The following is a 19,007-nucleotide window of genomic DNA, read 5'->3' on the forward strand; positions in this document are numbered from 1 at the left end:
CGCCGGGCTGGAGGGCGGCAACAATCTCGAAATTCTTTCAAGAGCGCTCCCCGCTTGCCTGTACCGGAGGATCACCATGTCTCATCCCCTTCTCGATGCTGCCGCTTCGGGTGGACTTTTTGTCGGCCGCGTCTGGAATCCGAAAGTCGCCGGCCCAAGCATCGTGACCCTTCGCGACGGGATGCTCATCGACATCACCTCGCGCGAGGCGCCGACGCTGAGCGCCCTGCTCGAGAGAGAGGATGCCGGGGGCTTCGTCCGCGCGGCAGGCGGCAAGGCGATCGGCTCGCTCGAAGAGATCGCCGCCAACAGCACCGGGACGCCGGATGCGGCGCGTCCTTTTCTGCTTGCTCCCGTCGACCTGCAGGCGGTCAAGGCCTGCGGCGTCACCTTCGCCCAGTCGATGATCGAGCGTGTCATCGAGGAGAAGGCGGCCGGCAATCCCGATCGTGCCGCCGCAATCCGCGAGCGCGTCAGCACGCTGATCGGCGGCAGTCTCACCAATCTCAAGGCCGGTTCGCCGGAAGCCAGCAAGGTCAAACTGGCGCTGATCGAGGAAGGCATATGGTCGCAATATCTGGAAGTCGGCATCGGTCCCGATGCCGAGGTCTTCACCAAGGCGCCGGTGCTCTCCTCCGTTGGCTGGGGTGCGGATGTCGGCCTGCATCCGATCTCGACCTGGAACAATCCCGAGCCGGAAATCGTGCTCGCCGTCAACAGCCGCGGTGAGATCAAGGGGGCGACGCTCGGCAACGACGTCAATCTGCGCGACGTCGAAGGCCGCTCGGCGCTCTTGCTCGGCAAGGCCAAGGACAACAACGCCTCCTGCTCGATCGGTCCCTTCGTTCGCCTGTTCGATGCCGGTTACGGCCTGGATGACGTGCGCGAGGCCGAACTCGACCTGAAGGTCACCGGCCGGGATGGCTTCGTGCTCAACGGCAAGAGCTCGATGTCGCAGATCAGCCGCGACCCGACCGATCTCGTCAAACAGACGCTTGGCCCCCATCATCAATATCCCGACGGGTTCATGCTCTTTCTCGGCACGCTGTTTGCGCCGACCCAGGATCGCGACGCGCCGAAGCAAGGTTTCACCCACAAGATCGGCGATGTCGTCGAGATTTCCTCGGCTGGCCTCGGCGCCCTGGTCAACACCGTGCGCCTCTCCACCGAATGCCCGCCCTGGACCTTCGGCATTGCAGCGCTGATGCGCAACCTCGCAAAGCGCGGATTGCTCTAACTCTTTGATCTTGTACATGTCCGGGCGAAAAGCCGCTTCGCCGTTCGGGGAACGCATGACGGATGTGGACGCCACGCCCCAGAACCGGGACATCGGCAGCTTTGCCTGCGCAGCTATCACTATCGCCAGCGCATGGTCCATGGCGTCGCTTTCGACGTGCCTCCGGGTAAGGTGCGAGAGCTGTCAGTAAGCATGCGTGTTCGTGGGCTCCGCCATCTTACGCAGTCCCAGATTGAGTCCTTCTGCAAGCAGCACATTGAGCAGGCCGATCTGGCCACCGCATGGAATGCCGGTTCTCAAATGGCTAAAGGCTTCGGTACCACCTCACGGAGGCGGTTGTCGCCCTGGTGCTCGTCGCAGAAGGCCGCAACTACAGCTGGACCGCCCGCTATCTCGGCATCAGCAAGAATACAGTGACCAGCATCGCTTTGAAGACCCTAAACCTTACAATCCAGCATCCACTGAACCCCGTACCTATCCGTGAGCTTGCCATAGTAGCTCCCCCAAGGCTGCATCGCGAGTGGCGTCGTCACCTTACCGCCAGCCGCCAGCTTCGCAAACAGGTCGTTGGTCCGACCACGATCGTCCATGATGAGAATATGAGCCGAGCCTCTCATCGGCTCGGCGTCGTGATTGTCCGAGGCGAAGAACAGAATTCCTGGTCCCTCGAAACGGGCATGCATCACCTTGCCCTTCATCCCCTCGCTGGCGAGTGGAATGCCGTGATCTCCGTGGCGCATCACCGTGGTTACCCCACCAAGACCGCATTTCGTATAGAAGGTGAGCGCAGCATCGCACTGCGTGGTGAAGAAGACATAGTTGGCCAGTTGCATAGCTCAAATTCCTGCTGCTGCCGGGCCTTCTGGCCCGGCTTTTCTGAATGTCTAATGTCGTTACGCAGCCGCCCCCGTGATGGCGCGTACAAGGTCATCGTTGTCATAGCTGCGGCCCAGCAATCCCCCAAGCTCCGTCAGGTGCATAGACGATGTTCGACCAAATATGTTCGCGTCGGAGCCGCCCGGCTGCGGCTCGTTCGACCACATCGGTTGCTTTCTCGATAAAGCTCCGCTTGGCTTCCTGCGTCGCCAGCGCGATCTCGGGCAGTTTCAATTCGACGAACGCAGCTTCTGCTGGTTTCCCGGCCACAAGCACATGCTCTTTAGGAAGGACGTTTATCGAGCCGACAACATTCGAAGTCATGAACGCATTTCCGTTGAGGCCGGAAACCTCGAGGACGGCCTCCGTCAGCCCTGCAAAGGCCTCCGCCTGCGCGGCAGGCGACAGCAGGCCTTCCGGTATGGTCAGTGTGATGGGCATGGTCTCTCCTTGTTTTAGACATGTCCGGGTGCGATATGTACCGAACGCTCTCTATCTATAGAGAGCGATGACTCTCTAATCAAGATAAAAAGAGTGTCTGCTCTTTATGGGATTTATATGCGCTATACCGCTGAACATAAGAAGCGTACCCAGGCGAAAGTCATCGCCGCTGCTGGGCAGGTGTTTCGTAAAGAAGGATATGGTGGCGCGGGCATCGACGCGCTGACAAAGGCAGCAGGAGTGACGAACGGTGCCTTCTACGGGCACTTTCGATCCAAGAGCGAAGCCTTCCGCATTGCCGTCCTTACTGGGCTGGAAGAATTACGGCTGGGAATATCGGCCCTTAGGGCCGAACACCAACAGGGCTGGCTGAAAAACTTCGTCACCTATTATTTGGGATACAAGCGGACATGCGATCTCGGTGAAAGCTGCGCGTTGCCAAGCTTGTCGGCTGACGTCATGCGCACCGACAACGAAACCCGAGATGTCTATACCGAAGAATTGCAGCGCCTCATCTCGGAAATCGCTGCTGGTCTCCCAGAAGGTGCGCCAGATGATCGTGAAGATACTTCGCGAGAAGATCGGGCCATTCTATTACTCGCCCTTCTTACCGGTGGTGTCACTCTCGCCCGGGCTGTATCGGATCCTGCGCTATCCGAGAAGATTGCCGGGCTTGTGGCGACGGAAGCGCTACGCCGGGGGAGATCGGAAGCGTAAGGCAGCAAGCCTATCAATTGGCGATTTGCCAAGCGGCCAAGCGGGTCAAAAGCTTAACGTGTCATTTCGCCCCCAGCCGCAACCGACCCCAGCTACTGATTCCGCCGCCTGCCCTCCAGCAGGTCGAGGACGGAGTTTGCCGCCTCGAGGACGTTGGTGCCCGGACCGAACACGGCCGCAACGCCGTGTTCATGGAGGAATTCATAATCCTGCCGCGGAATGACACCGCCGCAGACGACGATGATGTCGTCGCCGCCCTGCGCTCTCAGCCTGTCGATCAACTGCGGCAGGAGTGTTCTGTGGCCTGCCGCTAAGGACGAGACGCCGACGACATTGACCTTTTCGCCGAGCGCCATCTCGACGGCCTCGTCAGGCGTCTGGAACAGCGGGCCGGCGAGCACGTCGAAGCCGATATCGCCGAAGGCCGAAGCGATCACCTTGGCGCCCCGGTCGTGCCCGTCCTGGCCGAGCTTGGCGACCATGATTTTCGGCCGGCGGCCCATCGTTTCCGTGACCTCCGTCATGCGTCCCTTGAGGACGGCGAGTTCCGGCTCGTCGTTATAGGCCTCGCCGTAGACGCCCGTGATAACTTCGGGTGTTGCGGCGTGGTCGCCGAAGGCAGCGCGCATGGCGTCCGATATTTCGCCGACGGTGGCCCGGGCCCGCGCCGCTTCGATGGCGGCTTCGAGCAGGTTGCCGCGGCCGCTGCGCGCCGTCTCCGCCAGGGCCGCCAGCGTCTCGCGCACGGCCTCGCCGTCGCGGCGGCGCTTGGTGTCCTCGATGCGTTTGATCTGGGCGGTGCGCACCGCGCTGTTGTCGATCTCCAGAATGTCGATCGGCTGTTCGTTGTCGAGCCTGTAGCGGTTGACGCCGACGATGACCTCCTCGCCCTTGTCGACGGCGGCCTGGCGGCGCGCGGCGGCCTCTTCGATCAGCCGTTTCGGCAGGCCCTCGTTGACGGCCTTGGTCATGCCGCCGAGCGCCTCGACTTCCTCAATCAGCGCCCAGGCCTTGTCGGCAAGTTCCTTCGTCAGGCTCTCGACATAATAGGAGCCGGCGAGCGGATCGACCACCTTGGTCACACCGGTTTCGTGGCTCAGGATCAGCTGAGTATTGCGGGCGATGCGGGCGGAAAATTCCGTCGGCAGCGCGATCGCCTCGTCGAAGGAATTGGTGTGCAGCGACTGCGTGCCGCCAAGCACGGCCGACATCGCCTCGAAGGCGGTGCGGATGATGTTGTTATAGGGGTCCTGCTCCTGCAACGAGACGCCGGAGGTCTGGCAATGGGTGCGCAGCATCAGCGAGGACGCCTTCTTCGGCTCGAACTCCTCCATGATCCGGCTCCAGAGCAGCCGGGCGGCACGCAGTTTTGCCGCCTCCATGAAGAAGTTCATGCCGATCGCGAAAAAGAAGGAGAGCCTTCCGGCAAAATCGTCGACATTGAGGCCCTTGGCGAGCGCCGCCCTGACATATTCGCGGCCATCGGCCAGCGTGAAGGCGAGTTCCTGCACGAGCGTCGCGCCGGCCTCCTGCATGTGGTAGCCGGAAATCGAGATCGAATTGAATTTCGGCATCTCCCTTGCCGTATATTCGATGATGTCGGCAACGATCCGCATCGAGGGTTCCGGTGGGTAGATATAGGTGTTGCGGACCATGAACTCCTTGAGAATGTCGTTCTGGATGGTGCCGGACAGGTCGGCCCTCGAAACGCCCTGCTCCTCGCCGGCGACGATAAAGGAAGCGAGGATCGGGATGACGGCGCCGTTCATGGTCATCGACACCGACATGTCGGCAAGCGGAATGCCGTCGAACAGGATCTTCATGTCCTCGACGCTGTCGATCGCCACACCTGCTTTGCCGACATCGCCCTCGACGCGTGGATGGTCGCTGTCATAACCGCGGTGGGTGGCGAGATCGAAGGCGACGGACAGGCCCTTCTGGCCGGCGGCCAAATTCTTCCGGTAAAAGGCGTTCGACGCCTCCGCCGTCGAGAAACCGGCATATTGGCGGATCGTCCAGGGCCGGCCGGCATACATCGTCGCGCGCGGGCCACGAGTGAAAGGTGAAAAACCGGGAAGCGAGCCGAGGTGTTCGGCGCCCTCAAGATCCTCTGCCGTGTAGAGCGGCTTGACGGCGATACCCTCAGGCGTCTGCCAGGTCAGCGTCTCGGGCGAGGCACGCAGCTCCTTCTGCGCAAGCTCCGCCCAATCCGACAGCGTCTTCTTCGTCATGCGTTCCTCCGGCTCTTTCATCCGCACCCTACCATTTCATAGGATCGCCGTGCGATACCAATCCTTGAATTTTATTCCCGGCGAGGACCCGCCTCATGAAGACAATGCAGATCTATGCCTTCGATATGAATTGCGTCGGGCACATCAACCACGGCCTGTGGACGCATCCGCGTGACCAATCGGTGCGCTATACCGACCTCGACTACTGGACGGAATTCGCGAGGACCGCGGAGCAAGGCAAGCTCGACGGCATCTTTCTTGCCGATATCGTCGGCGTCTATGACGTCTACAACGGTAGCCCAGCCCCGGTGATCGAGACGGCAGCGCAAATCCCCGTCAACGATCCGTTGATCCCGATTTCGGCGATGGCCCATGTCACTAGACATTTGGGCTTCGGTGTCACCGTCAACACCACCTACGAGCCGCCCTTTTTGCTGGCACGGCGCATGTCGACGCTCGATCACCTGACCAAGGGGCGGATCGGCTGGAACATCGTCACCGGTTATCTCGACAGCGCCGCCCGCAGCATGGGTTTCGACAAGCTGCCGGAGCATGATGTGCGGTACGACGCAGCCGAGGAATATCTGGAGATCCTCTACAAGCTCTGGGAGGGCAGCTGGGACGACGATGCGGTCTTGGGCGACAAGGCGGGCGGCATTTATGCCGATCCGTCGAAAGTGCGCGCCGTCAGTCACACGGGCCGATACTACCGAATGGAGGGCATCCATCTCTGCGAACCCTCGCCGCAGCGCACGCCCCTGCTCTTTCAGGCCGGCGCTTCGGCTCGAGGGCAGGATTTTGCCGCCCGCCACGCCGAATGTGTCTTCATCGCCAGCCCGAATCCCGGGGCGGCCCGACCGACCGTCGATGCGCTGCGCGCGAAGGCGGCGGCATTCGGCCGTGGCGTCGACGCCCTGAAGATCCTGAACCTGATCACCGTTGTCGTCGGGCAGACGGAGAAGCAGGCGCAGGAGAAGCTGGAGGATTATCGCCGCCATGCGAGCGTCGAGGCCTCGCTTGCGCATTACTCCGCCTCCGTTGGCATCGACTTTTCGAAGTACGAATTGGATGACGTCATCGACCAGAGCTCGACCAACGCCAATCAATCCGCGCTCGCGGCGATCACCAAGCAGGCGGCAAAGCCGGTGACGAAGCGCGAGATCGTCGACCAGATGGTGCTCGGCAGCCGGATGAAGCCGATGGTGGGCTCGCCGGAGCAAATCGCCGATCGTCTCCAGACATGGGTGGAGGAAGGCGACATCGACGGTTTCAACCTGGCACGGACGGTGGTGCCGGAGAGCCTGCGCGATTTCGTCGACTTGGTGGTGCCGGTGCTGCAGGAGCGCGGCCTCTTCAAGGCGGACTATGCGCAAGGGCCCTTGCGGCAGAAGCTTTTCGGCGGCGGGAACGGCAGATTGCCCGCCGCTCATCCCGCCGCGTTCTTCCGGCGCTGACCTATCTCCGGTCCAGCCTGGCGACGAGCCGGTCGCCAAACCACTGAATGCCGCAGACCAGAACGATGAGGACGGCCACCACCGCGATCATCACACTGGTTTCGAACCGCTGATAGCCATAGCGGATGGCGAGATCGCCGAGGCCGCCAGCGCCGATCGCGCCGGCCATCGCCGAAGCACCGATCAATGTCACCAGCGTGACGGTGAAACCGGCGACGATGCCGGGCAGTGCTTCCGGCACCAGCACCTCGCGGATGATCGTCCAGCGGTTTCCGCCCATGGCGCGCACCGCGTCGATCAGCCCGCGGTCGACTTCGCGCAGCGACACTTCGGCGATGCGGGCGTAATAGGGCGTGGCGGCGATGGCGAGCGGCACGATCGCCGCCCAGGTGCCGAGCGCCGTGCCGACGATCAGCCGCGTCAGCGGGATCAGCGCCACCAGCAGGATGATGAAGGGCACCGAGCGGAAACCGTTGATGACGGCGCCGAGCGTGCGGTTGATCCAGAGATTTTCGGCGATGCCGCCGCGTGCGGTGACAACAAGGGCAAGGCCGAGCGGCAGGCCGGCAACGAGCGAGATCACGCCCGAGGCGACGGTCATCAGCACCGTCTCCCACAGCGAGCGAAGAAGCAGTTCAAGCATGATCGGTGTCATAACCAAGCACCTCCACCCGGGCGGACCGGGCCGTCAGAAATTGTTCGACCTTTTCCGCAAGCGCGGGGTCGCGTGCGGGAACGGCGATGAAGAACCGCGCCACCGGCTGGTTCTGGATGTGGTCGATGCCGCCATGGATGAGGCGGAAGGAATGCGGCAGTGCTGCCGAGAGTTCGGCAAACAATCCACCCTGCGCTTGCGGCCCGGCGAGATCGACGCTGAGGATCGCCTCGCTGCCTCCAGTCGCCGACAGCCGGCCGGCGATATGACCGGGAAGCTGGGGACGGATGCCGCCGAGCAGGCTTCTGGTGATGGTTTCCTGCGGATCGGCAAAGACCGACCAGACCTGCCCCTCTTCGACGATCCGCCCGGCGTCGATGACCGCGACGCGATCGGCAATGCCGCGCACCACTTCCATCTCGTGGGTGATCAGCAGAATGGTCAGGCCGAGCTTACGGTTGATATCCTTCAGCAACGCCAGGATCGACCGGGTCGTTTCCGGATCGAGCGCCGATGTCGCCTCGTCGGACAAGAGTAGCGCCGGGCGCGCCGCAAGCGCCCGGGCGATGCCGACGCGCTGCTTCTGGCCGCCGGAGAGCGACGAGGGATAGGCTTTCGCCTTGTCTGCAAGGCCAACGAGCTCGAGCAGTTCATGCGCCCGTTTCAAGCGTTCGCTCCTGGCGATACCCTCGATCTTCAGCGGCAGCGCGACATTCTCCTCGACGGTCTTGGCGGACAACAGGTTGAAATGCTGGAAGATCATGCCGATGCGGCGGCGCAGCGGCTGCAATTGCTGTTCGGCAAGCGCCGTAATATCGCGGCCTTCGATCCGGATCTCGCCGCTGTCGGCGCGCTCCAGGCCGTTCAGGCAGCGGATCAACGTCGATTTACCGGCGCCGCTGCGGCCAATGATGCCAAGGATCTCGCCTCTCCTCACCGTCAGCGAAATACCGTCGAGCGCGGGTGTGGTCCCGAACCGCCGCTTCACGTCGGCCAGCTTCACCACCTCTTCGGCAGCGGCTGCTTGCGGCCGTACCTCGATCGCTGTGGCGGAAACAAAGGAATTCATGTGCTTTTCCTTACAAATACCGAAGGCGGCCCGGGCAAAAAAACGCCCGGGCCGCCTCTCGGCAGGCCTTAACCCCGGCCCTGTTTCGGATCAATAGGCGCTAAGACCGGTGCCCTTGTAGACCTTGTCGAACTCGGCCTTGACGGTGTCGTTCTGATAGGAAGACACGAGCGTCTTGACCCAGTCGGCATCCTTGTTATCGTCCTTGACGGCGATGAAGTTGCGATACGGATTGTCGGCGATCGGCTCCTGGGCAATGCGCTCGGCCGGAGAAAGGCCGCTCTTCAGCGCCCAGTCGGTGTTGACGACCCCGGCGTCCAGATCGTCGATCGAACGGCCGACGATGCCGGCATCGAGCTCCTTGATCTCGATCTTCTTCGGATTGTCGGTGACATCGGCGACGGTTGCGAGAATACCGGTGCCGTCCTTCAGCTTGATCAAGCCCTGACTCTGAAGAACACGCAGCGCCCGGCCTTCGTTCGAGGGATCGTTCGGCACACCGATGACAGCGCCTTCCGGAATCTCGGCGACCGACTTGTACTTCTTGGTATAGAGGCCGATCGGCCAGACGCCGGTATAGCCGACGCGAGTGATGTGATAGCCGTGCTGCTTGATCTGATTATCGAGATAGGGTTGATGCTGGAAAGCATTGGCATCGACCTCGCCGCGCTCCAGCGCTTCATTCGGCTGCGTGTAATCGTTGAAGATAACTGTCTCGATCTTGAGGCCCTTCTTGGCTGCTTCGCTGGCGACCACGCGCCAGATATCCTCTTCCTCGCCGGCCATGATGCCGACCTTGATCGACTTGTCCTCGGCAAAGGAAGGGGCAGGTGCTGCCAAGGCAAAGAGTGTCGCAGCGGAAACGGCGACCGCGGCAAGCGCCGTGCGGCGCGAAAGATGGAATCCGTGAAGATTTTTGTTCTTGGTCATTTTGTTATCCCGTCTGACTGAATGAGGCCAATCGCCCCGAGCAGGCCGATCATGGCAAACGTGGGTATCGGGAGCGAAGTACGAACGTCCGATGTGCGGGAGGGGGCAGAAAAACTCTTGCTCTGCCATTGATATCGGCAGGATAAATTTCTATCAAATTTATGGATAATTACGGCTCGTGAGGATGTTCTAAAAAGCGAAATCGGCGCCTCTGGGGCGCCGTTTCCAAGCCGCTTGAACACTCTTCATTCGGCAGCGATAAGAGCCTGATGGCGGCTGGGAAAGAAGGCCGCGAGCTCGCCGATGACTTCTCCGATCCGCTTTGAAAGTGGTTCGGACGAGACGCGGTAATCGGTGAAGTCGCGGTCGGAGGCGTAGACGGCGGTCGGCAGCGTGTGAGACATGAAGAAGCCGAAGAGCGGCCGCAGCTGATGCTCAACCATCAGCGCATGCCGGTCGCCGCCGCCTGTGGCGGTGATGATGACCGGCTTGGCGCGCAGCTCATGCGGGTCGATCAGATCGATCAGATGTTTGAAGAGGCCGGGATAGCTGCCCTTGTAGGTCGGTGCGCCGATGACCAGCAGATCGGCATTGACGATGTCGTCGATGACTGCCTTGGCGCGGCTGTCGAGATCGTCACGACGCAGCGCCTGGCCAAGCGAAGGGCCGACATCGGTCAGATCGTAGATGGTGTTCTCGAAGCCGTATTTCTCGCCGGCGAGGCCGGCAACGTGTTGAACCAGCGTGGAGGTCTTCGAGGGGCGGTTGAAGCTACCCGCAAGGCCGACCAGTTTGTAAGCAGACATGCCGTTTCCTTCCAATATCGTCCCGTGACCGACGTGATTATGGGATGAATATTATCTATAAAAATAGTGGATTAAAGGAATGGCGATCCCTCTTGCCCCATGGGGAGAGAAAAATACGTTCATGTCCTCGGTGATCGCATAACCTCGGCGATATCGCCTCAGGCTGGCCTTTGCTTGGGGATTCGCGGCAGGAAGATCGTCAGCAGGCCGAGCAGCGGCAGATAGGAGCAGATGCGATAGACGAAATCGATGCCGTGAGTATCGGCGAAATCGCCGAGCAGCGCTGCACCGAGCCCCCCTGCCCCGAACGCGAAGCCGAAAAAGACGCCGGCAATCAGCCCGACGCGCCCGGGCACCAGTTCCTGTGCGAAGACGACGATCGCCGAGAAGGCCGAAGCGAAGATCAGGCCGATGACGACGCTGAGCACGCCCGTCCAGAAAAGGTTGGCGTAAGGCAGGAGAAGCGCGAAGGGAATGACGCCGAGGATCGAAAACCAGATGACGAAACGGGCGCCGAAGCGATCGCCGATCGGTCCGCCGAGGAAAGTGCCGACGGCGACCGAACCGAGAAACAGGAAGAGCATCAGCTGCGCCTGCTGCACGCCGAGTGCGAACTTGTCGATGACATAGAAGGTGAAGTAGCTCGACACGCTCGCCATGTAGACGTTCTTCGTCGCCGTCAGCAGCACGAGGATCGCAAGCGTCCAGACGACCCTGTTGCGAGGCAGCGGCAGGGTCCTGCTCACTGCCGGTTTGCTGGCATTCTGACGCCTGTGGCTGATATACCAATTACCAACCCAGCTCAACACGACCATGCCGATCATGGCGATGGCGGAAAACCAGGAGACGCTGTGCTGGCCGAGCGGCAGCACGATGAAGGCGGCGAGCAACGGACCGATCGCCTGGCCGGCATTGCCGCCAACCTGGAAAAACGACTGGGCGAAACCGTGGCGGCCGCCGGAGGCCAGACGGGCGACGCGTGAGGATTCCGGATGGAAGACGGCCGAACCGAAGCCGATCAGGCTGGCGGCGACGAGCAGCAGTTCGAAGCTGCCGGCATTGCCGAGCAGAATGAGGCCGCAGAAGGTGCTCGCCATGCCGACCGGCAGTGAATAGGGCATCGGCCAGCGGTCGGTGACGATGCCGACCAGCGGCTGGAGCAGCGAAGCGGTGACCTGGAACGTCATGGTCAGAAGGCCGATCTGCACGAAAGTCAGATCGTAATTTGCCTTGAATAGCGGATAGAGCGAGGCGAGCAGCGACTGCATGATGTCGTTCAGCATGTGGCAGAAGCTGACCGCCACCAGGATAGACATTGTTGTTTTTTCGAAACGGGGCGCGCTCTCGGCAACGGTTGCCATGGACATTTCTCCTGGACGGCCCGGTTGGTCGCCGCGCCGCGTCGCTTTTGTTCGATGGATTTCGGGCGATCGGGGCTGGGGAAGATGATCAAGCGACGGTCGCTGAAGTGCATTTAGCGCAAGCCGGGGGGCAATCACAGCCCAGTTTCATCCGGATCGGTACGGCTTTCGCCCGATTTGGCCTTTTCGCCGCTGATTCCTGCTTCACTTGGCCCCTTTTCCGGACGGGGGCTTTCATACCACAGTCAGCCGCGATCGTTGCCCATAGAGTATGACATGTGAAAACAACCATGGAAAACCGGGGCGGGGAATACTACAGCTGCGCTGATTGAAAATGCGATCGAGGCTGAAAACACGCGATGAATGTCAAGACACCGAATGCAATAGACGGCTATGTCGGAGCGCGCATAAGAACGCGCCGGCAGTTGCTCGGAATGAGCCAGGAAAGGCTTGCCGAACAAATCGGCGTCACCTTTCAGCAGGTTCAGAAATACGAGAAGGGCATCAACCGCATCGGCGCAAGCCGTCTGCAGCGAATCGCCGAGGTGCTTCACACGTCGCCGAGCTTCTTCTTCGAACAGGAAAATTCCGAGCCGCTGACGTTGCAGGGGCTGGATCTGCCCGCAAATACCGATCCGGTCGCCGAATTCCTGCGTACGAAAGAGGGATTGGTGCTTAATCGCGCCTTTCTGAAGATCGCCGACCGGAATGTCCGTGAAACGATCATCGCACTGGTGAATGCGATGGCGCAGGCGGAAAGCCGCGGTGTAACATTGGGTGCCTCCGTTGCGGATATCACCCTTCCGCTCGGAGAATAGTCAGGCAGTCGGCAGGCAATATCCGCATGAAGCTCAGACTCGAGTCATTTGGTGAGTTGCGGTTGATCGACCCGGCCGGGCGGCCGGCGGCGTTCCCGGAAAAGGGCCTGCTGTCGATTTGTTATCTGCTGGACCGTGATCTGCGAGATGGGGCGGGAAGCGAATATCCGCGCTCGGCGCTGGCGCGGTTTCTGTGGGACAGCCATGACAATTCCGACATCATGGCCAACCTGCGCAAAACCATATCACGCATCCAGGCGCGTCAGGCCGAGCTCGGCACCGAGCTCCTGGTCTTCACGGCGACCGGTGTTCGGGTCAGGCCGGATGCATTTGTCGACGATCTCTCCGAACTCGCCAACCCCGGCGGCGAAGGCGCAGTTGGCAAGCTGCGGCGGCTCGTTGCGATCCTTCGCCAGGATTTCCTGGCCGGGCTCGCCGACCAAAGCGTCAGTACGCGGCAATGGATCGCCGGTCAGCGCGACAGGCACATGGCAGTTCTGGTGGATGCGCTGAAGACGGCGCTGCCGATGGCCAGGTCGCGGGAGGATGTGAGCCTGATCAAGGAGGCGGCGCTCAGGATTTTCCGCGAGGCCCCGGATGACGAGAACATTCGTCGTATTCTTCTGGGGGCCTATGAGTCCGAAGGACAGCTGGAGAAAGCGCGCCGGCTTTTCGAGACGAACAAGCATGGACTGGAGAGCGCATTCGATATCGGCCTCGACGTCCAGGCTCTCGGAGAGATCCGCAAAATCTTTGCCGGCGGCCAACCACCGCAACAAAGCCCTGCGGTGCCGCTAAACGACGGCGGCGTTCGCGTTGCCGGTCCCCTGCCCCGTCTGGTGCTGCTGCCGCCGGGAGCCACGGAGGCAGCCGGCGCCTTGCCGATGCTCTCTGCGGCGCTGATCGAGGACGTGACCATCGGCCTTTGCGCGCTGAATACGGTTTCGGTGGTGGCGCCTCATACGGCCGATCGGATCGCACGCAATGCCGACAAGGCTGAAGTGATCCAGCGTCATTCGATTTCTTATGTTCTCGACACGAGGCTGACCGATAATGCGGGCGTTCGCGCGCTCTTTGTCCAACTGATCCATACCGGCAGCGATGAGGTCATCTGGGCCGAGCGTTTTAGCCTCGAGAAATACGAATTGATAAGCCACCGGCGCGATATCGCCCGGCAGATCGCCAGAGAGCTCGCCGGGCAGGTCCGCCGGCATGAAGCGATGCGCGATTCCTTCGCGGGTAATTCGGCCGCCTATCACAGCTACCTTCTCGGCCTGCGGGATGTGAAGCGGCTTGCCCTCCCCGATGTGCGCCGCTCCCGAAAGGCTTTCCGCGAAGCGCTTCAACACAGCGCAGACTTTGCCCCGGCGCTGAGCGGATTGTCGCGGACGTTTCTTGTCGAGTGGCTGCTGACGGCACGCGGCGACAGCGAACTGCTCGGACTTGCGGAGGATTATGCCAACCGGGCGATCGTCGCCGATCCTTCATTTGCGGCCGGCTTTCGTGAGCTCGGCGTTGCCAAACTTTATCTCGGCGACCTTGATGAAAGCGTCCTGGCGTTGAAGCTCGCGGAGGAACTGAGCCCGCATTATGCCGACGGCATTGCAAGTTATGCCGATACGCTCGTTCATGCGTCGCGCCCTGCCGATGCATTGGCCAAGATCGAGCGGGCCATCTCACTCAACCCGCTGAGCCCGACCGACTATCTATGGACGGCAGCCGGCGCGAATTTCGCCCTCGGCCACTATGCCGAGGCGCTCGAGCAGATCGCCCTGATGGACGACCGCACGCCGGCCGACCGGCTTTCGGCTGCTTGCTGGGCCATGCTCGGCGATATGAAAAACGCGCGTATCTATATGCGCAAGGTCCGCGAGATCTATCCGGATTTCGATGTCGACAAATGGCTTTCGGTCGTTCCGTTCAAGGAGCAATGGCAGAAGGAACAATATCGCGAGGCTCTGCGCCGGGCCGGTTTCTGAAGTCTGACACCGAAAAGTGTACGTCGACAAATCCTGTCACGCCTGTGTCACGCGCGTCTTTCGTTCGAGAGGATTAAACTGCCATTGCTCTGTCGGCATGCGCCTGGCAGGGGAAGCTGGAGAATTCTCAGATGCACGACGCAGCCGAAGCAACGCCCACGCCGAAAAGTGATGAAGAGCTCAAGGAACTGGTATCGCTCGCCAGGCTCGTTGCTTATGCCCGAGAAAACGCCAGGGACCTGAACGCCGAATTCTCTGCCTATTGCCTGGACCTTGCGCTCGGCGCCCTGCTGCAGGACCTCGACAAAAGCGGCGTGTCCTTTTCCCACGAAAGCGGCCAGGACACTTATCTGCTCGGCACACGGCACTGACCGGCCGTTACCGTCGGCGCCTCGCCGTTGCCGGCCGGCCTCGCCGAGCGGTACACATTGATATTTCGATTCTTACTTTTTCCGATCGGCTATGATGCCGATGCGGTCGCGGTGCTGCCGATTCGGCCCGTCAATACCCGGTTGCTGCGTCGACAGCGCCACCGGACGGCATGTCCAAGCCGTTGAAAAAGATTGGACAACCCAGCGGTAGAGTCTTGTTAACCCTATTTGCCTTGCCACTCTTCCAGAATCGGCGCTAAATGCGGTTTCAAAGCGCGTAGAGCTTTTAAATCGCATTTTCGAGATTTCCATGAATATGGCACCGCAGATAGAAAAAGCAATTTCCGATGTCGACCAGCTGATCATTGGTCAGGCGCAGGAACTATCCGACAAGCTGAAGCAGCATCGGCTCGAGATGTTTCCGCCGCGCGCGCTGAAGGGTCTCAGGGAATTTCAGCTTGCCGAAGTGGCGCGTTTTCTCGGTGTGACCAGCGGCTATCTTCGCAATCTGTCCCTGGAAGGCAAGGGTGCCCTTCCTCAGGTCACGCCGTCGGGCCGCCGATCCTATACGGCGGAGCAGATGGGAGAGATGCGCACCTTCCTGGAGCACAACGCCCGGGCCGGAACACATTATGTGCCTCGTCGCCGCGGCAACGAGCATCTGCAGGTCGTTGCCGTCGTCAATTTCAAGGGGGGCAGCGGCAAGACGACGAGCGCGGCACACCTTGCCCAGCACCTTGCCCTGACCGGCCACCGTGTCCTGGCCGTCGATCTCGACCCGCAGGCGTCTCTCTCCGCGATCCACGGCTTTCAGCCTGAGTTCGACGTCAACGAGAATGAGACGCTCTACGCCGCCATCCGCTATGACGATCAGCGGCGGCCGCTCCGAGAAATCATCCGGCCGACGAATTTCCCGAACCTGCATCTGGTGCCGGGCAATCTCGAGCTGATGGAATTCGAGCATGATACGCCGCGCGTGCTTGCTCAAGGCAAGGCAGGCGATTATGGGCGCGTCTTCTTCGCCCGGTTGGACGAGGCGCTGTCCTCGGTCGCCGACGACTACGATGTCGTCATCATCGACTGCCCTCCCCAGCTCGGCTTTCTGACGATGAGCGCAATCTGCGGCGCAACGGCGGTCCTGATCACCGTCCATCCTCAGATGCTCGATGTCATGTCGATGTGCCAGTTCCTGCAGATGCTCGGTGAGGTGCTGAATACGCTGAAAGGCGCCGGAGGCAACATGAACCTCGACTGGCTGCGTTATCTCGTTACCCGCTACGACCCGCAGGACGGGCCGCAAACGCAGATGGTCGCCTTCATGCGGTCGATGTTCAAGAACCATGTGCTGACCAATCCGATGTTGCGCAGCGTCGCAATCTCCGATGCGGCGATGACCAATCAGACGCTTTATGAGGTCGAGCGGAGCCAGTTTACCCGTGCCACCTATGACCGCGCCATGGAGGCGATGGATGCCGTCAACAATGAGATCGGCGATCTCATTCACAAGGCCTGGGGGCGGAAATGAGCGAGAAGTTTACTGCGGTAAACCGAGGCGAGGAGCGGGTCGATGGCGCGTAAGAATCTCCTTTCCGGACTGATGGACGATTCCAAGAAGTTTACTGCGGTAAACAATGAGGACGAAGCCCTCCATCGGGACGAGAAACAGCAGATCACCTATAAGGGAATCGGCGCTCTCGGCGCCGTTACGCGCAGTATCGATGCGCTGGCTGCCAAGGCGGATGCGGCTAAAGCGATCGAGGAGAAGCTGGCGAGCGGCGAGACGGTGATCGACCTCGATCCTGCCCTGATCGAAGACTCTTTCGTAACGGACCGTCTGGCCCACACCGACGAACAGTTTCACGAATTGGTCGAAGCGATCCGCCTGCGTGGTCAGGACTCGCCGATTCTCGTTCGCCCGCATCCTGAGAAGGACGGCCGATATCAGATCGCCTTCGGCCACCGTCGCGCCCGGGCCGCCAAAGAACTCGGCAGATCTGTCCGTGCCGTGGTCAAGAAGCTCGACGATCGCGATCACGTCATTGCGCAGGGGCAGGAGAACTCGGCGCGCGCCGATCTCTCTTTCATCGAGAGGACGATGTTCGCCGACAAGCTCGACATATTGGGTTTCGACAGGGAAACGATCATGTCGGCCTTGAGCGCCGACAAGACGACGGTTTCCAAGATGCTTTCCGTCACCAAGCGAATCCCTGCCGAAGTCCTGACCGCGATCGGTGCGGCAAAGACCACCGGCCGTGACCGCTGGCACGATCTGTCGATCAAATTCGAGACCGAAAACATCTCCGCTCGGGCGATCGAGTTCAGCAGCTCGGCGGAGTTCAAGGCGGCGGAACCGGATGCCCGCTTCGATATGTTGGTTGCCTTCATCAGTAGGCGGCAACCAACCGCCTCGTCCATCGCGGCGTTTCAGCCCGCGGCACGCGCCTGGCAGCGCAAGGACGGCGCGGTCAAGGCGAAGATTAGGGATGATGGGAAACAGTTCACCATCGCGCTGAAGGCGGAAAAGGCGTCTGCCTTTGGAGCCTATATCGCCAGCAATCTGGATCGTCTCTACGAGGCGTTCGAGAAGACACAGGATTTGACGAAGAACGGAGATCAATAAGCAAAAGAAAAGGCCCCCGAACGTTGCCGTCGCGGAAGCCCTCTCTGATCTAGACACCCAGAGAATCACATTTCCGCGAATCATAGTCAAGAGTCTTTGGCACCGAATTTGGTGAGCCGTGTTCTTTTGCCTTGAAGAAGGCGAAGACAATGGAAAGCGGAAGTGTGACGACGCCCTTCGGGCGGCGGCCGATGACGTTTGGCATGCTGGCAAGCCAGGCGGCGGCTCGAAAAATCGAGCCCGGCCAATCGATTGATAAGTGGAAACTCTATCGTGCCCTGTGCGAGGCAAGGCCGCTGCTCGGCGTTACCGATCGGGCGCTCGCTATTCTGAACGCCTTGCTGAGCTTTTATCCGAAGGGAGAGCTCTCCGAAGGCAACGGGCTTGTCGTGTTTCCTTCCAATGCGCAGCTCTCCTTGCGTGCGCATGGAATGGCGGAGCAGACGATCCGCCGGCACCTGGCGAGCTTGATCGAGGCCGGATTGCTGATCCGCAAGGATAGCCCGAACGGCAAGCGTTACGCACGCAAGGAGCAGGGTGGGGAGCTGCGCGAGGCTTTCGGTTTTTCACTGGCGCCGCTGCTTGCGCGCGCTGAGGAGATCGAGCGGCTGGCGGCGGAGGTGGCTGCGGATCGATTGCACCTGCAGCGGCTCAGAGAGCGTCTGACGCTTTGCCGACGCGACGTCGCCAAGCTTATCGAGATGGCGTTGGAGGAGGGGGCTGCCGGCGATTGGAGTGCGGTTCATTTGCATTTTCGCAATATCGTCGAACAACTGCCACGGTCACCATCCGCCGAGCAGATCGCGGCCGCGCTCGACGAATTGGAGATGTTGCGCGAAGAGATCACCAATCAATTGGAAATGCAGGCTAAAGCTCAAAATCAAAGCGGCAATGCCCGACATTCTGAGCGGCACATACAGAATTCAAACCCACACTCCATTACTGAATTTGAACCAAGCTTCGACCCGAAGCAGGGCGCAACGGCGGATGATCGATCGGCAGGTCGGGCCGTACCGATAGCTGAAATACAGCAAGTTGGGGGGAAGAACGAGCATGTCTCGGGCGCACGCGCGGCCTCCGCTGCTCTCGGTACGCCGAAGTCCTTCCCGCTGGGGCTGGTGCTGCAGGCGTGCCCTGAGATTGCAGCCTACGGACCCCAGGGCTCGGTCGGCACTTGGCGCGATCTGATGGCGGCCGCTGTGGTCGTTCGTTCGATGCTCGGCGTCAGCCCATCGGCTTATGAGCAGGCCTGCGAAATCATGGGTGCGGAAAATGCCGCCACCGTCATGGCCTGCGTCCTCGAAAGGGCAGGGCATATCAACTCCGCCGGCGGTTACCTGCGCGATCTGACACGCCGCGCCGAAAGGGGAGAATTTGCCATTGGTCCAATGTTGATGGCCCTTGCCCGTACCAATTCACCGGTGAGAGGGAAGGTGGGATGA

General features: G+C 60.9%; 16 protein-coding genes and 2 pseudogenes. 9 read left to right on the plus strand and 9 right to left on the minus strand.

Features of this window, described 5'->3' with window-relative positions:
- Positions 1 to 76: 76 nt before the first annotated feature.
- Complete coding sequence (locus RHEC894_RS22605; RefSeq protein ID WP_085739246.1) at positions 77 to 1,237, plus strand: fumarylacetoacetate hydrolase family protein; 1,161 nt, start codon at positions 77 to 79, stop codon at positions 1,235 to 1,237.
- Between the two features lie 75 nt (positions 1,238 to 1,312).
- Here RHEC894_RS22605 and RHEC894_RS22610 read toward each other — a convergent pair.
- The 3 genes and pseudogenes from RHEC894_RS22610 to RHEC894_RS22620 all read right to left on the minus strand — a co-directional run.
- Positions 1,313 to 1,561, minus strand: a pseudogene (locus tag RHEC894_RS22610) (Tn3 family transposase); the annotation flags it as partial.
- Between the two features lie 113 nt (positions 1,562 to 1,674).
- Positions 1,675 to 2,070 (minus strand): VOC family protein, encoded by a 396-nt coding sequence (locus tag RHEC894_RS22615; protein WP_085739247.1) that lies wholly within the window; start codon positions 2,068 to 2,070, stop codon positions 1,675 to 1,677.
- Positions 2,071 to 2,130: 60 nt separating this feature from the next.
- Positions 2,131 to 2,554, minus strand: a pseudogene (locus RHEC894_RS22620) (Tautomerase enzyme).
- Positions 2,555 to 2,671: 117 nt separating this feature from the next.
- Here RHEC894_RS22620 and RHEC894_RS22625 point away from each other — a divergent pair.
- On the plus strand, positions 2,672 to 3,271 hold the full coding sequence (locus tag RHEC894_RS22625) for a TetR/AcrR family transcriptional regulator (RefSeq protein WP_085739248.1): 600 nt from the start codon (positions 2,672 to 2,674) through the stop codon (positions 3,269 to 3,271).
- Between the two features lie 92 nt (positions 3,272 to 3,363).
- Here the strand turns inward: RHEC894_RS22625 and scpA are convergent, their stop codons facing one another.
- Positions 3,364 to 5,502, minus strand: coding sequence for a methylmalonyl-CoA mutase (scpA, locus tag RHEC894_RS22630; protein ID WP_085739270.1), 2,139 nt, complete (start codon positions 5,500 to 5,502; stop codon positions 3,364 to 3,366).
- A gap of 95 nt (positions 5,503 to 5,597) precedes the next feature.
- Here scpA and RHEC894_RS22635 point away from each other — a divergent pair, with 95 nt between their 5' ends.
- The gene (locus RHEC894_RS22635; protein WP_085739249.1) at positions 5,598 to 6,956 is read left to right on the plus strand and encodes an LLM class flavin-dependent oxidoreductase; all 1,359 of its coding nucleotides are present in this window, start codon (positions 5,598 to 5,600) and stop codon (positions 6,954 to 6,956) included.
- Position 6,957: 1 nt separating this feature from the next.
- Here the strand turns inward: RHEC894_RS22635 and RHEC894_RS22640 are convergent, their stop codons facing one another.
- The 5 genes from RHEC894_RS22640 to RHEC894_RS22660 form a co-directional block, all read right to left on the minus strand.
- Positions 6,958 to 7,611 carry a methionine ABC transporter permease gene (locus tag RHEC894_RS22640; protein WP_085739250.1) on the minus strand — a complete coding sequence of 218 codons (654 nt, stop codon included), beginning with the start codon at positions 7,609 to 7,611 and terminating at the stop codon, positions 6,958 to 6,960.
- The gene (locus RHEC894_RS22645) at positions 7,592 to 8,680 is read right to left on the minus strand and encodes a methionine ABC transporter ATP-binding protein (RefSeq protein WP_085739251.1); all 1,089 of its coding nucleotides are present in this window, start codon (positions 8,678 to 8,680) and stop codon (positions 7,592 to 7,594) included. Before RHEC894_RS22645 ends, RHEC894_RS22640 begins: the two co-directional genes overlap by 20 nt.
- A gap of 90 nt (positions 8,681 to 8,770) precedes the next feature.
- Entirely contained in the window at positions 8,771 to 9,610 is an 840-nt protein-coding gene (locus RHEC894_RS22650) for a MetQ/NlpA family lipoprotein (protein ID WP_085739252.1), read from the minus strand.
- A gap of 245 nt (positions 9,611 to 9,855) precedes the next feature.
- Positions 9,856 to 10,416, minus strand: coding sequence for an FMN reductase (msuE, locus tag RHEC894_RS22655; protein ID WP_085739253.1), 561 nt, complete (start codon positions 10,414 to 10,416; stop codon positions 9,856 to 9,858).
- A gap of 158 nt (positions 10,417 to 10,574) precedes the next feature.
- Positions 10,575 to 11,777, minus strand: a complete 1,203-nt coding sequence (locus RHEC894_RS22660; protein ID WP_085739254.1) for an MFS transporter — start codon at positions 11,775 to 11,777, stop codon at positions 10,575 to 10,577.
- 359 nt (positions 11,778 to 12,136) lie between these two features.
- Here RHEC894_RS22660 and RHEC894_RS22665 point away from each other — a divergent pair, with 359 nt between their 5' ends.
- From RHEC894_RS22665 to repC, 6 genes are all read left to right on the plus strand, one after another.
- The gene (locus RHEC894_RS22665; protein ID WP_085739255.1) at positions 12,137 to 12,595 is read left to right on the plus strand and encodes a helix-turn-helix domain-containing protein; all 459 of its coding nucleotides are present in this window, start codon (positions 12,137 to 12,139) and stop codon (positions 12,593 to 12,595) included.
- Positions 12,596 to 12,621: 26 nt separating this feature from the next.
- Positions 12,622 to 14,574, plus strand: a complete 1,953-nt coding sequence (locus tag RHEC894_RS22670; RefSeq protein WP_085739256.1) for an SARP family transcriptional regulator — start codon at positions 12,622 to 12,624, stop codon at positions 14,572 to 14,574.
- 131 nt (positions 14,575 to 14,705) lie between these two features.
- Positions 14,706 to 14,945, plus strand: coding sequence for a hypothetical protein (locus RHEC894_RS22675; protein ID WP_085739257.1), 240 nt, complete (start codon positions 14,706 to 14,708; stop codon positions 14,943 to 14,945).
- Between the two features lie 310 nt (positions 14,946 to 15,255).
- The gene (repA, locus tag RHEC894_RS22680; RefSeq protein ID WP_085739258.1) at positions 15,256 to 16,470 is read left to right on the plus strand and encodes a plasmid partitioning protein RepA; all 1,215 of its coding nucleotides are present in this window, start codon (positions 15,256 to 15,258) and stop codon (positions 16,468 to 16,470) included.
- 42 nt (positions 16,471 to 16,512) lie between these two features.
- Positions 16,513 to 17,565, plus strand: coding sequence for a plasmid partitioning protein RepB (gene repB, locus RHEC894_RS22685; protein WP_085739259.1), 1,053 nt, complete (start codon positions 16,513 to 16,515; stop codon positions 17,563 to 17,565).
- 149 nt (positions 17,566 to 17,714) lie between these two features.
- Positions 17,715 to 19,007, plus strand: coding sequence for a plasmid replication protein RepC (gene repC / locus RHEC894_RS22690; RefSeq protein WP_085739260.1), 1,293 nt, complete (start codon positions 17,715 to 17,717; stop codon positions 19,005 to 19,007).

The sequence above is a fragment of the Rhizobium sp. CIAT894 genome, assembly GCF_000172795.2.
Classification (GTDB): domain Bacteria; phylum Pseudomonadota; class Alphaproteobacteria; order Rhizobiales; family Rhizobiaceae; genus Rhizobium.

Coding starts and splice junctions, on each gene's coding strand:
- RHEC894_RS22675 (WP_085739257.1), top strand. CDS start 14,706: ATGCACGACGCAGCCGAAGCAACGCCCACGCCGAAAAGTGATGAAGAG.
- RHEC894_RS22650 (WP_085739252.1), bottom strand. CDS start 9,610: ATGACCAAGAACAAAAATCTTCACGGATTCCATCTTTCGCGCCGCACG.
- repC (WP_085739260.1), top strand. CDS start 17,715: ATGGAAAGCGGAAGTGTGACGACGCCCTTCGGGCGGCGGCCGATGACG.
- msuE (WP_085739253.1), bottom strand. CDS start 10,416: ATGTCTGCTTACAAACTGGTCGGCCTTGCGGGTAGCTTCAACCGCCCC.
- RHEC894_RS22615 (WP_085739247.1), bottom strand. CDS start 2,070: ATGCAACTGGCCAACTATGTCTTCTTCACCACGCAGTGCGATGCTGCG.
- repA (WP_085739258.1), top strand. CDS start 15,256: ATGAATATGGCACCGCAGATAGAAAAAGCAATTTCCGATGTCGACCAG.
- RHEC894_RS22605 (WP_085739246.1), top strand. CDS start 77: ATGTCTCATCCCCTTCTCGATGCTGCCGCTTCGGGTGGACTTTTTGTC.
- repB (WP_085739259.1), top strand. CDS start 16,513: ATGGCGCGTAAGAATCTCCTTTCCGGACTGATGGACGATTCCAAGAAG.
- RHEC894_RS22640 (WP_085739250.1), bottom strand. CDS start 7,611: ATGACACCGATCATGCTTGAACTGCTTCTTCGCTCGCTGTGGGAGACG.
- RHEC894_RS22660 (WP_085739254.1), bottom strand. CDS start 11,777: ATGGCAACCGTTGCCGAGAGCGCGCCCCGTTTCGAAAAAACAACAATG.
- RHEC894_RS22645 (WP_085739251.1), bottom strand. CDS start 8,680: ATGAATTCCTTTGTTTCCGCCACAGCGATCGAGGTACGGCCGCAAGCA.
- RHEC894_RS22670 (WP_085739256.1), top strand. CDS start 12,622: ATGAAGCTCAGACTCGAGTCATTTGGTGAGTTGCGGTTGATCGACCCG.
- scpA (WP_085739270.1), bottom strand. CDS start 5,502: ATGACGAAGAAGACGCTGTCGGATTGGGCGGAGCTTGCGCAGAAGGAG.
- RHEC894_RS22625 (WP_085739248.1), top strand. CDS start 2,672: ATGCGCTATACCGCTGAACATAAGAAGCGTACCCAGGCGAAAGTCATC.
- RHEC894_RS22665 (WP_085739255.1), top strand. CDS start 12,137: ATGAATGTCAAGACACCGAATGCAATAGACGGCTATGTCGGAGCGCGC.
- RHEC894_RS22635 (WP_085739249.1), top strand. CDS start 5,598: ATGAAGACAATGCAGATCTATGCCTTCGATATGAATTGCGTCGGGCAC.